This window comes from Kitasatospora sp. NPDC051853, assembly GCF_044452665.1.
In the GTDB taxonomy this organism is placed as follows: Bacteria; Actinomycetota; Actinomycetes; order Streptomycetales; family Streptomycetaceae; genus Kitasatospora.
In genome coordinates this window covers 207130-222786 of sequence record NZ_JBITBY010000003.1, presented here as the reverse complement: position 1 = coordinate 222786, position 15657 = coordinate 207130, and the positions used below count along the sequence as shown (strand labels likewise).

Genomic DNA, 15657 nt, shown 5'->3' with positions numbered 1-15657 from the left:
GTTGCCGGATCCGTGAGTGCAACGTAGCGTTTGCGATGCCAGAAACACCAACGACGCAGGAGCAGTCACCATGCAGAAGTTCGCCACCACCGCCCCGATCACCACCGTTCTGGACGTCGCCGCCGGCCGCATCCAGCTGATCGCCGCGGACCGCGCCGACACCACCGTCGAGGTCCGCCCGGCCGACCCGGGCCGCGGCCGCGACGTCGAGGCCGCCGGGAAGACCGTGGTCGAGTACCGGGACGGCGTGCTGCGGGTCAGCACCCCGGAGGCCGCCAAGCGGGTCTTCGGCCCGAGCGGTTCGGTCGAGGTCACCGTCCAGCTGCCGGCCGGCTCCCGGGTGGAGGCCACGGCCGCCGCCGCGGACCTGCGCGGGGTCGGCCGGCTCGGGGAGGTCGTCTTCACCGGCGCCGCCGGCACCGTGAAGCTCGACGAGGCCTCGGCCGCCCGGCTCACCCTCCAGGCGGGGGACATCCACCTGGCCCGCCTCACCGGCAGCGCCGAACTCACCACCGCCAAGGGCGACCTGACCGTCGCCGAGGCCCACGGGGGCACCCTCGCGCTGCGCACCGAGGCCGGTGACATCACGGTCGGCGCGGCCAGGGGCGTCTCCGCCTCGCTGGACGCCGGCACCGCGTACGGCCGGGTCGTCAACGCCCTGCAGAACGCGGGCACCCCCGCCCTCGCGATCCGCGCCACCACCTCCTACGGCGACATCGCCGCCCGCAGCCTCTGACCGTCCGTCACACACCGAGGGATCAAACAGACATGAGCATCGACACCATGACCATCCCCGCCTGGACCGGCACCGTGCAGGTCGAGGACACCACCCTGGCCGTCAGCGACACCGGCGGCCCCGGCCGCCCGGTGGTCTACCTGAACGGCTGCTACGCCGACACCTCGCACTGGCGCCGGGTGATCGCCGAACTGGGCGACGGCTACCGGCACATCACCTTCGACGCCCGGGCCCGGGGGCGCTCCGGCCGCTCGGCCGACCACTCCTTCGACGCCTGCGTGCGGGACGTGAGCGCGGTGCTCGCGGCGCGCGGCATCACCGAGGCGGACCGTCCGGTGCTGGTCGGCTGGTCCTACGGGGCGGCGATCGGGATCAACTGGGCCGACCGCAACCCGGGCCGGGCCGCGGGCGTGGTCTCGGTGGACGGCGCGCTGCCGAACGACTGGCTGGACGAGGCCGGCCGGGAGCAGATCCGCAGGCTGTTCCGCCGGCTCGGCCCGCTCTTCCCGGTGGCCCGCCTGTTCGGGATGGCGGCGAAGATGAGCGCCGCCGAGCACGCCGAGGTGAACATCGAGGCCAACGAGGTCTGTGCCACCCGCGTCCTGGTGCCGGTGCTGGAGCGGATCCAGACCCCGGTCCGCTACGTGCTCGCCTCCGGCGGGAACCTGGGCGGGGCGGCCGAGGTGATGGAGGGCATCCGGGCGGACTTCCGCAAGGTGGCCGAGGGCAGCCCGAACGTGGAGATCAGCGCCAAGGTGCGGAGCAACCACTCCAAGATCCTGCGCAACGACTTCCGCGCGGTGGCCGACGCCGTCCGCGACCTGGCCCCGGCGGCGTGACCGGCAGGACCGGCGGCGTGACCGGCAGGGCCGGTGACGGAGCGTCAGGCCGCGTCCGAGCCCGGGGCGGCGGTGGCCCGCCGCACGGCGGCGGCCCGGATCTGGGACGGGCCGCAGGCCCAGACCATCACCCGCCCGAGCGCCCGGGCCAGCGGCAGGTCCCAGCCGGAGCGCACCGCGGCCGGGCGCCGGACGCCCAGCTCGGCCCGGGCCCACGGCGGCAGCACCGCCAGCGCGGCGTTGGTGAGCACCCGCACCGCGAGCCGTTCGCGCGGGGAGCGCCCGAAGCCCCGCAGCAGCCGCAGCACGTCGAAGGCGGCCGGTACGGCGTGCAGTTCGGGCCGCACGCCGGCCAGGTAGGACCGCACCCCGGCACGCGAGGCGGGTACGCCGGCGGCGCCCAGCAGTTCGGCCACCAGGGCGTACTCGGCCAGGTAGGCGTCGCACTCGGACGGGGTCAGCCGCTCGGCGGCGAAGGTCTGGTACCCCGTCAGGAAGCAGGCCACCTCGGCGGTGTGCACCCAGGTGAGCAGGGCCGGGTCGTCGGCCCGGTACGGCCGCCCGTCGGCGGCGGTCCCCTTGATGTGCGGGTGGATCCGGCGGACGGCCGCTATCGCCTGCCGGGCCGCCTCGGTGGAGCCCAGCGTGGTGGTGGTGACGAAGCGGGCGGTGCGGTTCAGCCGGCCGGTCGGGTCGGCCCGGAAGTCGGAGTGGTGGTCCACCCCGGCCATCGCCAGCGGGTGCAGGGACTGCAGCAGCAGTGCGGCGAAGCCGCCGACCAGCATCCCGGCGGGGTGCGCGTGCACCCGCCAGACCACGCTGTCCGGCCCGAACAGGCCGGGGTCGCCGGCCGGCCGGTCGTAGCGCTCCAGGTGCAGGTCGGGGCCGTGCACGGTGGCGTTGATCTGCGCCAGCAGGTGCTCCCGGAGCGCCTCCACGGGATTGGGCAGGCCCGCCGTGCTCGTCGCGGTCATGGACAGCTCCCCCCGTCGCCCGTCGTACCGTCACACGGTACCGACCGGCTCCCCGGCGGTCACCGGGGCCTCCTGTCCGGCCTGCTGACGACGGGTCAGGGCGGCCGCCACGGCCTCGTCCAGGGCCGGGCTGCGCCAGGCGCTGGCCAGGCCCCAGCGGTAGGTGGCGAAGCCGATCAGGGCGACCAGCAGCACGTCCCAGCCGGGCGCCAGGTAGCCCAGGCCGCCGAACTCGGTGCCGCCCAGCCAGGAGACCAGGGCCATCGCGGCCAGGTAGACCACCAGCCAGACGCCGGAGCGCAGGTGCCGGGCCAGGTCGTGCGCGGGGTCGGTGCGGTGGGCGCGCCACTCGTACCAGGCGTAGACCGGCAGTCCGGCGCCGATGATCAGCAGCACCTGGCCGGTGAGCGGCCAGCGGGCCCAGTACAGCACCAGGGTGCCGAAGACGAAGGCCAGCGGGGCCACCCAGGGCAGCTGACGGAGCCGCACCGGGCGGGGCAGCTCGGGGGCGATCCGGCGCAGTGCCACCGCGGCCACCGGGCCGGTGACGTAGGAGATCACGGTGGCCACCGAGACGATCGCGGCCAGCGCGCCCCAGCCCCGGAAGACCGCCAGGAAGAGGAAGGCGATCGCCAGGTTGAGCAGCATCGCCGGGCGCGGGATGCCGGACTTCCGGTCCACCTTGGCGAAGACCGCGGGCAGGTGGCCGTTGCGCTGGATGCCGTGGATCATCCGGGCGGTGGTGGCGGCGTAGGTCATGCCGGTGCCCGAGGGGGAGACGAAGGCGTCCGCGAAGAGCAGCAGCGCCAGCCAGTTGAGCATCAGCGCGGTGGCCAGGTCGGCGAAGGGCGAGCGGAAGGTGGTCTGCAGGCCGCCCCAGCCCTCGGCGGCCAGCGCGGCCGGGTCCACTGCGAGCAGGTAGGCGGTCTGCAGGCCCAGGTAGACCACCAGCGCGATGCCGATCGAGCCGAGTACGGCGACCGGCAGCGAGCGGCCCGGGTTCTTGGCCTCGGCGGCCAGGTTGACCGGGGACTGGAAGCCGTTGAAGGCCCAGACGATGCCCGAGGTGGCGACGGCGGTGAGCACCGCGGAGGCGCCGCCCGGGGCGAAGCCGCCGCCGGAGGTGAGGTTCTCGGTGTGGTGCGAGGTGGCCAGCAGGGCGGCCACGGTGAGCGCCGGGACGACCAGCTTGAAGACCGTGATCGCGGTGTTGGTCTTCGCGAACATGCTGACGGCGAACCAGTTCAGCGCGAAGTAGACCACCACCAGCACGGCCGCCGCCGCGAGCCCGGTGCCGGTCAGCTCCCTGCCGTCGAACAGGCCCCGGGCCCAGGCGAAGTCCCAGGAGCTCATGTACTGGACCGAGGCGGTGGCCTCGCCGGGGATCACCGAGACGATGGCGATCCAGTTCGCCCAGGCCGCCAGGTAGCCGGTGAGCGAGCCGTGCGAGTAGTGCCCGAACCGGACCATCGCCCCGGCCTCCGGGAAGGCCGCGCCCAGCTCGGTGTAGGAGAGCGCGATGGTGAAGGCGATGGCCGCGCCGACCACCCAGGCCAGGATCGAGGCCGGCCCCGCGATGGCCGCCGCGTTGGCGGCGCCGAACAGCCAGCCGGAGCCGATGATCGAGCCGAGGCCGGTGGCGGTGAGGGCGACGGTCCCCAGGGTCTTCCGGTAGTTCCCGGTGCTGGGTTCGGGCGGCGTGGGCACGGTGCTCCTGTCGGTCTGGCCGGATCTGGTGGTGATGGCCACGAAAAAGGATCGCATGTCCCTTTTCGTGCCCTTCATCCGGTCCGTCCGCCCCCGTCGGCACCCCTGCCGACACCCCGTCAGAAGGTGAGCACCACCGCGCCGCGCACCCCGCGCCCGGCCAGCCGGGCGTGGGCCTTCGCCGCCTCGGTGAACGGGACGGCGGTGTCCACCCGGACGGTGAGCGCGGAGGAGGCCACCAGCTCGGCCAGCTCGGCCAGCCGCGCCCCGTCCGGCACCACGTCGACGACGGTCAGCCGGGTGTCGGCCGGCAGGTCGCCGGTGGGGCGGACGGCGACGAAGACCGTGCCGGGCAGCAGGTGCGGGAGCAGGGCCGGGCCGAGCAGGGCGGTGTCCAGCACGGCGTCCACGCCGTCGGGGGCGAGCAGCGCCAGCGAGGCCAGGTCGTCCCGGTCGACGAAGCGGCCGCCGTGCGCGGTGACGAACTCGCGGTCGCCGGGGCCGGCCAGCGCCAGCACGTCCAGGCCCCGTGCGGTGGCCAGTTGGAGGGCCAGGCCGCCGAGGTTCCCGGCGGCGCCGGTGATCAGCAGGGTCTGACCGGCCGTCAGTCCGGTGGCGTCCAGGGCTTGGAGGGCGGTGAGGCCGTTCAGCGGGAGGGCGGCCGCCACGGTGGCGTCCACCCCGGCCGGGGCGGGGGCGACGGCGGAGGCGGGCAGCACCGCGTACTCGGCGTGCACGCCGTTGTGGCTGCGGAACCAGTGCGAGAGGCCGATCACCTCGTCGCCCGGGCGGAAGCCCCGCACCCCCTCGCCCACCGCGTCCACCGTGCCCGCGAGGTCCCAGCCCAGCCGGTGGGAGGGCAGCGACGGCAGGTAGGCGGCGACGGCGCCGGAGCGGACGGCCGCGTCGGCCGGGTGGACGGCGGCGGCCCGGGTGCGGATCCGCAGCTCGCCGGCGGCGGGCCCGGGCACCGGGGCCTCGGTGATCTCGACGTTCTCGGGGCCGCCGAAGGTGGAGACGGTGACTGCGCGCATGGTGGGAACTCCTGGTCCGTCGCTGTTCGTGATCTCGTTGACGTGGACGAGGTTTCCACCGCGCGGCCGGCGGTGGCAGAGGACGGTTCAGCCTGGGACCGGCGGTCCCAGGCTGAGGGAGGAAGGGGCGGTGGGCGTGCACGGCACCAGCGGGTACCGGGAGGCGGCGGCGGAGCTGATCGCCCAGTACGAGGAGGTCACCTTCGAGCAGCTGCACGCGCAGGTGCTCCACCTGCTGCCGCAACGGCCGGTGCGGGTCCTGGAGTTGGGGGCGGGCACCGGCCGGGACGCGGCCTGGCTGGCGGCCCGCGGCCATCTGGTCACGGCGGTGGAGCCGGTGGTGGAGCTACGGGTGCACGAGGGCCCCGGGATCACCTGGCTGGTCGACGAACTGCCCGACCTGGCCCGGGTGGTGGGGGAGTACGAGCTGGTGACGGCGGTCGCGGTGTGGATGCACCTGGACGAGGAGCAGCGGCGGACGGCGATGCGCCGGGTGGCCGGACTGCTGGCGCCCGGTGGACGGTTGCTGCTGACGCTGCGCCACGGGCCGGTGCCGGCCGGGCGGCGGATGTTCCCGGTGTCGGCCGAGGAGAGCGCCCTGCTGGGCGGCGGGTCCGGGCTGGCCGAGGTGCACCGGAGCGGGCGGGCCGACGGGCACGGGCGGGCCGGGGTGCGCTGGGAGCAGCTGGTGCTGGAGCGGCCGGTGTCCTGAGCCCCGGGCGGGCCCCAGGACACCGGGTGACGGCGTGCCGGAGGGTGGCGGTGCGTCAGGGGATGACGGTGCGTCAGAGAGTGACGGTGGCGCGGAAGACGGTGGCGGACTCGCCCGTGAGGGTGGTCCCGGTGCCGGCGGCGGGGAGGAAGGCGGACTGGCCGGTGGCGAGGGTCAGTTCGGTGCCGTCGGCGGCGGTGAGCAGGGCGGTGCCCTCGGTGCAGAGCAGGATCTGCGGGGCCCGGCCCGGCAGGGTGCGGGGGGTGCCGTCGAGCGCGTACCGGGAGAGCCGGAACTCGTCGATCGGCACCGGGTAGAGCTGCTCGCCGGAGGCGTCGGCGGCGGGCCGCATCACCTCGGGGCGGGAGGCGGTGAACTCGACCACCTTGAGCAGCTCGGGGACGTCCACGTGCTTGGGGGTGAGGCCGCAGCGCAGCACGTTGTCCGAGTTGGCCATGATCTCGACGCCGGTCCCGCGCAGGTAGGCGTGGACCAGGCCGGCGCCCAGGTAGAGCGCCTCGCCGGGCTGGAGCCGGACGTGGTTGAGCAGCAGGGCCGCGAGCAGCCCGGTGTCGCCGGGGAACTCCCGGGCGGCGTAGGCGTATCCGCCGAACTGGCCGGTCGGGTCCTCGCCCGCGGCGGCCCGCTCCACGGCGGCGGCGGTGGCCGCCACGGTGCGCTCGGCGGTCTCGCCGGTCATCGACAGGACGGTGGCCAGTGCGGCGCTGAGCGCCTCCGACTCCGGCTTGCCGCGCAGCAGTTCGACCAGCGGGGCCAGCTCCGGGACGTCCAGGGACTCCATCAGGGCGGCCGCCTCGGCCGGCGTGCGGAAGCCGCACAGGCCGTCGAACTCGTCCAGCGCGCAGATGAGTTCGGGCTTGTGGTTGGCGTCCTTGTAGTTGCGGTGCGGTGCCTCCAGCGGCACGCCGCGGGCCTCCTCGTCGGCGAAGCCGGCCTTGGCCTGCTCCAGCGTCGGGTGGGCCTGGATGGAGAGCGGCAGCCCGGCGGCCAGCACCTTGAGCAGGAAGGGCAGTTCGGGTCCGAACTTGGCCACCGACTCGGCGCCCAGCTCCGCCTCCGGGGCGGCCGCGATCAGCTCGTTCAGCGCGGCCGGGCCCTCACCGCGGTCCACCCGGGAGGAGTCGCCCGGGTGGGCGCCCATCCACAGCTCGGCCTGCGGTGCACCGGTGGCCGGGACACCCAGCAGCGCGGGGATCGCGTGGACGGACCCCCAGGCGTAGGGGCGGACGGTGTTGGTGAGCCTGTCCATGAGCTGTCGTCCTGTCTGGTGCCGAGTGCGCAGTGAGGTGAAGACCCTAACCGACCGCCCGTACCAACCGGAGAACGGCGGGATACGGGCGGTCGGTCGTGCGGCTGGTGGTGTCAGGCGCGGACGATGCCCAGCACGGTGTCGCGGGTCTCCTCCATGGTGGCCTGGTCCTTGGCCTCGACGTTCAGGCGCAGCAGGGGTTCGGTGTTGGAGGCGCGCAGGTTGAACCACCAGGTGGGGCCGGTGACGGTGACGCCGTCGAGGGTGTCGACGGTGGTGTCGTCGCCGTTGTAGTGGGCCAGGACGGCCTGGGTGCGCTCGTCCTGGTCGGCGACGGTGGAGTTGATCTCGCCGGAGGCGGCGTAGCGGTCGTAGGCGGCGGTCAGCTGGGACAGCGGGCGGTCCTGGCCGCCGAGGGCGGCCAGCACGTGCAGGGCGGCGAGCATGCCGGTGTCGGCGCGCCAGAAGTCGCGGAAGTAGTAGTGCGCGGAGTGCTCGCCGCCGAAGACGGCGTCGGTGTCGGCCATCTCCTGCTTGATGAAGGAGTGCCCCACCCGGGTGCGCACCGGGGTGGCGCCCAGCTCGCGCACCACCTCGGGCACGGTCAGCGAGGTGATCAGGTTGTGGATGACGGTGGGGTTGTCCTCGCCGGCGGCGCGGGCGCGGGCGATCTCGCGGGCGGCGACCAGCGCGGTGATCGCCGAGGGCGAGACCGGGTCACCGTTCTCGTCGATGACGAAGCAGCGGTCCGCGTCGCCGTCGAAGGCCAGGCCGATGTCCGCGCCGACCTCGACCACCTTGGCCTGCAGGTCCACCAGGTTCGCCGGGTCCAGCGGGTTCGCCTCGTGGTTGGGGAAGGTGCCGTCCAGCTCGAAGTACAGGTCCACCACCTCCAGCGGCAGACCGTCGAACACGGTCGGCACGGTGTGGCCGCCCATGCCGTTGCCCGCGTCCACGACGACCTTCAGCGGCCGGATCGCCGACAGGTCCACCAGGCCCAGCAGGTGGTCGGCGTAGCCGCGCAGCGTCTCGCGCTGCGAAATGCCGCCCTCCTCGACGTCCAGTGCCGGCACGGTGATCGTGTCGTCGGCGGCGGTCCAGGACTCCACCAGCTCACGGATCTGGGACAGGCCGGTGTCCTGGCCCACCGGCGCCGCGCCCGCGCGGCACAGCTTGATGCCGTTGTACTGCGCGGGGTTGTGCGAGGCGGTGAACATCGCGCCCGGCAGGTCCATCGACCCCGAGGCGTAGTACAGCTGGTCGGTGGAGCACAGCCCGATCTCCACCACGTCCGCGCCCGAGGCCGCCGCACCCTCGGCGAACGCCCGCGACAGCGACGGCGAGGACGGGCGCATGTCATGGCCCACCACGATCGCCGAGGCACCCACCACCCGCACGAACGCCGCACCCAACGCCCGCGACAGCACCTCGTCCCACTGGTCCGGCACCACACCCCGGACGTCGTACGCCTTCACCAGCTGCTTCAGGTCCCGCATCGGACTGGCACTCCACACTGTTCGGTCGGCACACCTGCGCGGGCAGGGCTCCGGCTGCGGCGGTTGCCCTCCGACGCGAGAGGAGGCGTGGCGGGCGGCCGACCGGGCGCGAGCGAACGGTTTGCTTCGCGACCCACGGGTGTTCAGGATGAGCAGGAGACTACCTGTTCACGGGCTTCGTACCGAGTCCGCAGGTGGCCCGGAGGATGGAGCACGCACCGGCCCGGGGTAGCATGCGCATTCTCAGACGTCTTCTTCTTCTGTGGGCCCTGCACCCGCACGCGCTCGGCCGTCCTGGCATCTCCGGACGCGCGGGCTCGCTGCCGCTTCCCCCCGCTGCATTCCGAAAGGCTCAGACGTGACCGCCGCTGACCAGGAGAGCACCTTCGCCGACCTCGGCAAGGTGCTCGTAATCATCCCGACCTACAACGAGGCCGAGAACGTCGAGCGGATCACCTCCCGAGTCCGCGCCGCCGTCCCCGAGGTCCACGTCCTGGTCGCGGACGACAACAGCCCGGACGGCACCGGCGACATCGCCGACAAGCTGGCCGCCGACGACGACCACATCAAGGTGATGCACCGCAAGGGCAAGGAGGGCCTCGGGGCCGCCTACCTCGCGGGCTTCCGCTGGGGCATCGACAACGGCTACGACGTCCTCGTCGAGATGGACGCCGACGGCTCCCACCAGCCGGAGGAGCTGCACCGCCTGCTCACCGCGCTGCGCAACTCCGACCTGGTGCTCGGCTCCCGCTGGGTGCCCGGCGGCAAGGTCGTCAACTGGCCGAAGTCCCGCCTGCTGCTCTCGCGCGGCGGCTCGACCTACTCCCGCCTGATGCTCGGCGTGCCGATCAAGGACGTCACCGGCGGCTACCGCGCCTTCCGCAAGGAGACCCTGGAGGGTCTCGGCATGGACGAGGTCGCCTCGGCCGGGTACTGCTTCCAGGTCGACCTGGCCTGGCGCACCGTCAAGGCCGGCTACAAGGTCAGCGAGGTGCCGATCACCTTCGTCGAGCGCGAGCTCGGTGCCTCCAAGATGAGCCGCAACATCGTGGTCGAGGCGCTCTGGCGGGTCACCGCCTGGGGCGTCGGTGCCCGGGTGCAGAAGCTCACCGGCAAGGGCAAGAAGAAGTAGCAGTACCTCCCGGAGGCCCGTCCTGACAGTGCGTCAGGGCGGGCCTCCGGCATGTGGTTGATCACTCACCTGGGCGTGCCTACCCGGCGAAAGGCCCGGTTACCTCCCAAGCTGGCCGTACGGGGTCCGGAGACGGCCCACCACGCCGATCAGGGAGCCGATGTGACGCCCGACCAGTCTGTACCGCCGGAAGCGCCGGAGCCGGCCGGGGCGTCCGGGCTGTCGGCGGAGCAGGGGCCGCCGCCGGCCCCGCTGACGGTCGAGGTCTTCACCGGTCCCGAGACCGCCTTCTTCGCCACCTCCAGTCTGGTCATGGGCGAGCGGACCGCGATCCTGGTGGACGCCCAGCTCACCCGGGGCGCCGGGCGCGAACTGGCCGAGTGGGTGGCCGGCAAGGACCGCCAGCTGCTGGCCGTGGTGATCACCCACCACCACCCCGACCACTACTTCGGCGCCGAGGAGGTGCTGAAGCTCTTCCCCCGGGCCCAGCTGCTGGCCGCGCCCCCGGTGGTGGCCGGGATCGCCGCCACCGTCGCCGCCAAGGTCGCCCAGTGGAAGCCGGTCTACGGGGCCGACATCCCGGACCACCCGCTGCTGCCCGCCCCGCTGCTGCCGCAGCCGCTGATGATCGACCGTCAGCTGATCCGGGTGCTCGGCCTCGGCCAGGCCGACTGCGAGGGCTCCACCGTGGTGCACGTCCCGGGCATCCGCACGGTGATCGCCGGGGACTTCGTCTACAACGGCACCCACGTCTGGACCGCCGACACCGACCCGGCCCAGCGCGAGGAGTGGCGGGCCAACCTGGCCCGGATCGCCGAGCTCGGCGCGGACCGGGTGATCGCCGGCCACCGGGCGCCCGGCGCGGACGACGACGCCTCCCGGGTGCTCGCCTTCACCAACGCCTACCTGCGGGACTTCGACGCCGCCTTCGCCGAGCACCGGGACGACGCCGAGGCACTGGCCGCGGCCGTCAACGAGCGGTACGGGGGGCTGACCCAGCCGGCCCTGCTGGAGCTCAGCGCGGCGGCCAACGTGGCGGCGTACGCGGCGGCGGGGTCGGGGCCGGGGGCAGGGGCGGAGACAGGGGCGGAGGAGAACGGCCACGAGAACGGGATCGTGGACGCGGAGATCGTCGAGGACCCCTGAGCACGGAGCCGCCCCCGGAGGGCGGCAGCGGGGACGATACTGGCCGCATGACGGTCCGTCCGATGGTCCACGACGCGCTGGTGCTGGCCGGGGGCGCCGCCCGGCGGCTCGACGGGGCCGACAAGCCCGCCCTGAGGGTCGGCGGGCGGACCCTGCTCGACCGGGTGCTCGCCGCCTGCCCCGACGCCGCCACCACCGTGGTGGTCGGCCCCGAACGGCCGACCGAGCGCGGCGGCCTGCGCTGGTGCCGCGAGGAGCCGCCCGGCGGCGGGCCGGTGGCCGGGGTCGCGGCCGGGCTGGCCCGGGTCACCGCCGAGGTGGTGCTGCTGCTCGCGGCCGACCTGCCGTTCCTCGACCGGGCCGCGACCGGCCGGCTGCTGGACGGCCTCGGCGACCACGACGGCGTCCTGCTGGTCGACGCCGACGGCCGGGACCAGCCGCTCGCCGGGGCCTACCGGACCGCCGCCCTGCGGGCCTCCCTCGACACGCTCGGCCCCCCGGCCGGCCTCCCGCTGCGCCGCCTGCTCGGCCCGCTCCGGCTGCACCGGCTGCCCGACCCGGACGCCACCGCGCTCGACTGCGACACCTGGGACGACCTGGCCCGGGCCGAGCGGCGGCTGCGGGGGACCGGGCCGGACTGACGCCCCCTCACCGCGTACCGGTCCGCCGGGTGAGGGAACCGACTCGCGGGGGTCACGGGGTGGAACCGGGACGGGGCAGGTGGATCGGGCAGCATGGGGCCATGGAGCGCACCCTGGACGACTGGATCGCCGAAGCCGCCGCCGAACTGGGCATCGACCTGGCGGTGGACACCGCGGGGCTGCTCGACCTGGCCCGGGTGGTGGCCCACGGCGTGGCCCGCCCGGCCGCCCCGCTGACGGCCTTCCTGGTCGGCTACGCCGCCGCCCTGCGGGGCGGCGGCCCCGAGGCCGTCGAGGAGGCCCGGGCCCGCACCGCCGCCCTCGCCGAGCGCTGGGCCGCCGCCGAGCAGGAGCGGCAGCCGTGACGGCCCTCGCGTCCGAGGCCGGGACGGGGACGGACGTACCGAAGACGGCAGGGGAGGAGGGCGACGTGGCGTCCGGTGCCGGTGCGCAGGGGGCTCCCCGGGGTGACGGCGTCTTCGACCTGCCCGACGGGCTGCTGCCCGGGGCGCCGTCGGCGGTGCCCGCCACCCTGGACCACGGCCCCTGGCCCGAGGCCCGGCGGGTGGCCCGGGCGGCCGGCGGCGCCCCCGCCCCGGCCGAGCGGCTGCCACTGCGGTCGGCCCTCGGCCGCACCCTGGCCGAACCGCTGACCGCACTCACCGACCTGCCCGCCTTCGACACCTCCGCGATGGACGGCTGGGCGGTGGCCGGCCCCGGCCCCTGGCGGCTGACGGGCCGTCTGCTGGCCGGCGGCACCTGCACCCCGCTGGCCGACGGCGCGGCCGTCGAGATCGCCACCGGCGCCCAGCTCCCGCCCGGCGCCACCGGCGTCCTGCGGCGCGAGCACGGCCGGGCCGAGGGCGGCCAGCTGTACGGGCACGGCGAGGTGACACCCGGTCAGGACGTCCGCCCGCGCGGACAGGAGTGCCGCCTCGGCGAACCGCTGCTGGCGGCCGGCGGCGTGGTCACCCCGGCCGTGCTCGGACTGGCGGCGGCCGCCGGGTACGACGAACTGGCGGTGCACCGCCGCCCCACCGTCGAACTGCTGCTGCTCGGCGACGAACTGCTGGACCACGGGCTGCCCCGGCCCGGAATGGTCCGCGACGCGCTCGGCCCGCTGCTCCCGCCGTGGCTGGCGGCGGCCGGGGCCGAACTCACCGGCTGCCGCCGGGTCGGGGACGACCTCGGACTGCTCCGCGACGCCGTCCGGCACTCGCCCGCCGACCTGGTCGTCACCACCGGCGGGACGGCGGCCGGGCCGGTGGACTTCCTGCACGAGGCCCTGGCGGCCGTCGGCGCCCACCTGCTGGTGGACGGCGTGGCCGTCCGGCCGGGCCACCCCATGCTGCTCGCCGCCCTCCCCGACGGACGCCACCTGGTCGGCCTGCCCGGCAACCCGCTGGCCGCGGTGGCCGGGCTGCTCACCCTCGCCCTCCCACTGCTGCACGCCCGCTCCGGGCGGCCGGACACCGCACCCCGCCGCGAACCCGTCGCGGCGGCCCTCCCCGGCCACCCGGCGGACACCCGGCTCGTCCCGGTGCTCCGCACCGAGGCGGGCCTGCGGCCGCTGCCGTTCGACGGGCCCGCCATGCTCCGGGGGCTGGCGCTGGCCGACGCCCTGGCCGTCGTCCCCCCGGGCGGCCTGCCGGTGGGCGCCTACGCCGAGGTGCTGCCCGTTCCTGGCTGAGGGGAGCGGTGCCGGCTGCCTCGCGCGGCGGAGCGTGATGCCACGGGAGCGAGGAACGTAGGTGGTGATGCCGGGGGCGCGGGGAACTGCGCGCGGGGGTACGGCAGCACGTGCAACTGGCTCGCCTGCCCCGATCCGGCTCCGGTCCGCCTTCCGCTTCGCGCAGTTCCTCGCGCCCCCGGCATCACGTTCTGCCGCGACCCGGCATGTCCTGGTGGCACAGCCCCGAGCCGTGTGTCTCAGGTGCGGGGGACGGCCTGTTGGATGGTGATGACGCGGTCGCCGAGTTTGAGGAGGGCGGCTTCGGGGTCGTTGTAGTTGAGGAGTTTGCGGCCGCGGACCACCGCGACCACGAGGTCGTCGCAGTCGCGCGGGCTGCGCCCGACCTCCTCGCGGGTGACGGGCCGTTCGGCCACGTCGAGGCCGGTGCCGAAGGTGAGGAGGTCCTCCATCACGGCGCCGGTGTTGGGGCTGAGCATCGACATGCCGAGCAGGCGTCCGGCCGAGCTGGAGCTGGGGACCACCACGTCGGCGCCGCTCTGCCGCAGCAGCGGGGCGTTCTCGTCCTCCCGGACGGCCGCGACGACGGTGGCGCGGCGGTTGAGCTGGCGGGCCGTCAGGGTGACCAGGACGGCGGTGTCGTCGCGCTGGGGGGCGACCACGACCCGGGCGGCGCGGGGGAGTTCGGCCCGGATCAGGGTCTCGGAGCGGGTGGCGTCGCCGCGGACGGCGACCAGGCCGTCCAGGGCGGCCTGCTCGACCACCTTGGGCTGCGGGTCCACCACCACGATGGACTCCTTGGGGAAGCCTTGGCCGAGCAGCGCGGCGACCGCGTGGCGGCCCTTGGTGCCGTAGCCGATGACCACCACGTGGTCCCGGACGGTGTCCTTCCAGCGGCTGACCCGCCACTGCTGGCGGGTGCGTTCGGTGAGCACCTCCAGGGTGGTGCCGACCAGGATGATCAGGAAGACCACCCGGAGCGGGGTGATCACCAGGATGTTGGTCAGCCGGGCGCCGTCGCTGACGGGGGTGATGTCGCCGTAGCCGGTGGTGGAGAGGGTGACGGTGGCGTAGTAGGCGGCGTCCAGGAGGTCGACCGCGCCGTCGGAGTTGTCGTTGTAGCCGCTGCGGTCCAGCCAGACGATCAGGGTGGTGGAGGCCAGTACCAGGAGGGCCAGCAGCAGCCGGGCGGAGACCTGGCGCAGCGGCGGCCGGGGCGGCCGGGACGGCAGGGTGATCCGGCCGCCGGGGTCGTCGGTGTCCTGGACCCGTCCGCCCCCGGCGCGGGGGCGGCGGAACCACGTGCTGTCGCCCGTGGGCTCGGGCTGCTGATTGGCAGTCATCGTCCAAGGATGGCGGGCGCCCCGGCGCAGGTGTGCCACCACCCCGGCGCGTCGCGCCGTGCGGACGGGGGCACGGGTGGTGGAGTGCGGAGGACGGGCGGGCGGGTGGGTATCGTCGCGGGCAGTGGTGGCGCCGGAGTGGTGGCCGCCCCCGTGGAGTCGTTGGAGGTCCACCGTGCGGGAGCACACCGTCGTGATCGGCTACGGCACCAAGGGCCGCCACGCGGTCGCCGCGTTGCTCGGCCAGGGGGTGGGCAAGCACGAGATCGTGATCGTGGACCCGCAGCGCAAGGTGATCGACCAGGCGGGCCGGGACGGCCTGACCGGGGTGCACGGGGACGCCACCCGGACCGAGACCCTGGTCCGGGCCGACCTGCCGACCGCCGCCCGGATCGTGGTCACCCCGGAGCGGGACGACACCGCGGTCCTGGTCACCCTGACCGCCCGTCAGCTGAACAAGGAGGCCACCGTGGTGGCGGCCGTCCGGGAGGACGAGAACGCCCCGCTGCTGCGGCAGAGCGGCGCCGACGCGGTGGTCACCAGCTCCAGCTCGGCCGGGCAGCTGCTCGGCCTCTCGCTGCTCAGCCCGCACGCCGGGGCGGTGATGGAGGACCTGATCACCCACGGCACCGGGCTCGACCTGGTCGAACGGACCGTCACCAAGGCCGAGGCGGGCCGCAGTCCGCGCGAGTGCGGCGACCTGGTGGTGGCGGTGGTCCGGGGGCGGCGGGTGCTCAACTACACCGACCCGGAGGCGGCGGTGCTCCAGCTCACCGACCGGGTGATCACCATCCAGCCGGCCGCCTCGCGCAGCGGAACGTGATGTCGGGGGCGCGGGGAACTGCGCGCAGGGGAACGGCAGCACGTGCAACCGGCTGACGTGCCCCGATCTCACGCCGGGCCGCCTTCCGTACCCGCGCAGTTCCTCGCAGCCCCG

12 protein-coding genes and 2 pseudogenes are annotated in these 15657 nt (G+C 74.8%); 8 read left to right on the top strand and 6 right to left on the bottom strand.

Annotated elements, in window-relative coordinates; all coding sequences use genetic code 11:
* Positions 1–70 precede the first annotated feature (70 nt).
* Both ACIA8O_RS10000 and ACIA8O_RS09995 read left to right on the top strand, forming a co-directional pair.
* Positions 71–736, top strand: a complete 666-nt coding sequence (locus ACIA8O_RS10000; RefSeq protein WP_396293158.1) for a DUF4097 family beta strand repeat-containing protein — start codon at positions 71–73, stop codon at positions 734–736.
* 32 nt (positions 737–768) lie between these two features.
* A complete protein-coding gene (locus tag ACIA8O_RS09995; protein ID WP_396293157.1) occupies positions 769–1575 on the top strand; it encodes an alpha/beta fold hydrolase in 807 nt (268 codons plus the stop codon).
* Between the two features lie 44 nt (positions 1576–1619).
* Here the strand turns inward: ACIA8O_RS09995 and ACIA8O_RS09990 are convergent, their stop codons facing one another.
* From ACIA8O_RS09990 to ACIA8O_RS09980, 3 genes are all read right to left on the bottom strand, one after another.
* Complete coding sequence (locus ACIA8O_RS09990; RefSeq protein WP_396293156.1) at positions 1620–2549, bottom strand: oxygenase MpaB family protein; 930 nt, start codon at positions 2547–2549, stop codon at positions 1620–1622.
* A 30-nt stretch (positions 2550–2579) separates the two neighbouring features.
* Positions 2580–4313 carry an APC family permease gene (locus tag ACIA8O_RS09985; protein WP_396293155.1) on the bottom strand — a complete coding sequence of 578 codons (1734 nt, stop codon included), beginning with the start codon at positions 4311–4313 and terminating at the stop codon, positions 2580–2582.
* A gap of 62 nt (positions 4314–4375) precedes the next feature.
* Positions 4376–5290, bottom strand: coding sequence for an NADP-dependent oxidoreductase (locus tag ACIA8O_RS09980; RefSeq protein ID WP_396293154.1), 915 nt, complete (start codon positions 5288–5290; stop codon positions 4376–4378).
* Between the two features lie 136 nt (positions 5291–5426).
* Here ACIA8O_RS09980 and ACIA8O_RS09975 point away from each other — a divergent pair, with 136 nt between their 5' ends.
* Positions 5427–6002 (top strand): class I SAM-dependent methyltransferase, encoded by a 576-nt coding sequence (locus ACIA8O_RS09975; RefSeq protein WP_396293153.1) that lies wholly within the window; start codon positions 5427–5429, stop codon positions 6000–6002.
* Positions 6003–6075: 73 nt separating this feature from the next.
* Here ACIA8O_RS09975 and manA read toward each other — a convergent pair whose 3' ends face one another.
* Complete coding sequence (manA, locus tag ACIA8O_RS09970) at positions 6076–7272, bottom strand: mannose-6-phosphate isomerase, class I (RefSeq protein WP_396293152.1); 1197 nt, start codon at positions 7270–7272, stop codon at positions 6076–6078.
* 113 nt (positions 7273–7385) lie between these two features.
* Entirely contained in the window at positions 7386–8768 is a 1383-nt protein-coding gene (locus ACIA8O_RS09965) for a phosphomannomutase/phosphoglucomutase (RefSeq protein ID WP_396293151.1), read from the bottom strand.
* Between the two features lie 358 nt (positions 8769–9126).
* On the opposite strand from ACIA8O_RS09965, the gene ACIA8O_RS09960 reads away from it, so the two are divergent.
* The 4 genes and pseudogenes from ACIA8O_RS09960 to ACIA8O_RS09945 all read left to right on the top strand — a co-directional run bounded on the left by ACIA8O_RS09960 (position 9127) and on the right by ACIA8O_RS09945 (position 13377).
* The gene (locus ACIA8O_RS09960) at positions 9127–9900 is read left to right on the top strand and encodes a polyprenol monophosphomannose synthase (RefSeq protein ID WP_396293150.1); all 774 of its coding nucleotides are present in this window, start codon (positions 9127–9129) and stop codon (positions 9898–9900) included.
* Between the two features lie 162 nt (positions 9901–10062).
* The gene (locus ACIA8O_RS09955) at positions 10063–11046 is read left to right on the top strand and encodes an MBL fold metallo-hydrolase (RefSeq protein WP_396293149.1); all 984 of its coding nucleotides are present in this window, start codon (positions 10063–10065) and stop codon (positions 11044–11046) included.
* Between the two features lie 47 nt (positions 11047–11093).
* Positions 11094–12052 (top strand): annotated as a pseudogene (locus ACIA8O_RS09950) (NTP transferase domain-containing protein).
* 155 nt (positions 12053–12207) lie between these two features.
* Positions 12208–13377, top strand: coding sequence for a molybdopterin molybdotransferase MoeA (locus ACIA8O_RS09945; RefSeq protein ID WP_396293590.1), 1170 nt, complete (start codon positions 12208–12210; stop codon positions 13375–13377).
* A 239-nt stretch (positions 13378–13616) separates the two neighbouring features.
* Here ACIA8O_RS09945 and ACIA8O_RS09940 read toward each other — a convergent pair whose 3' ends face one another.
* A complete protein-coding gene (locus ACIA8O_RS09940) occupies positions 13617–14720 on the bottom strand; it encodes a potassium channel family protein (protein WP_396293148.1) in 1104 nt (367 codons plus the stop codon).
* A gap of 157 nt (positions 14721–14877) precedes the next feature.
* Here ACIA8O_RS09940 and ACIA8O_RS09935 point away from each other — a divergent pair.
* Positions 14878–15543 (top strand): annotated as a pseudogene (locus ACIA8O_RS09935) (potassium channel family protein); the annotation flags it as partial.
* Positions 15544–15657 lie beyond the last annotated feature (114 nt).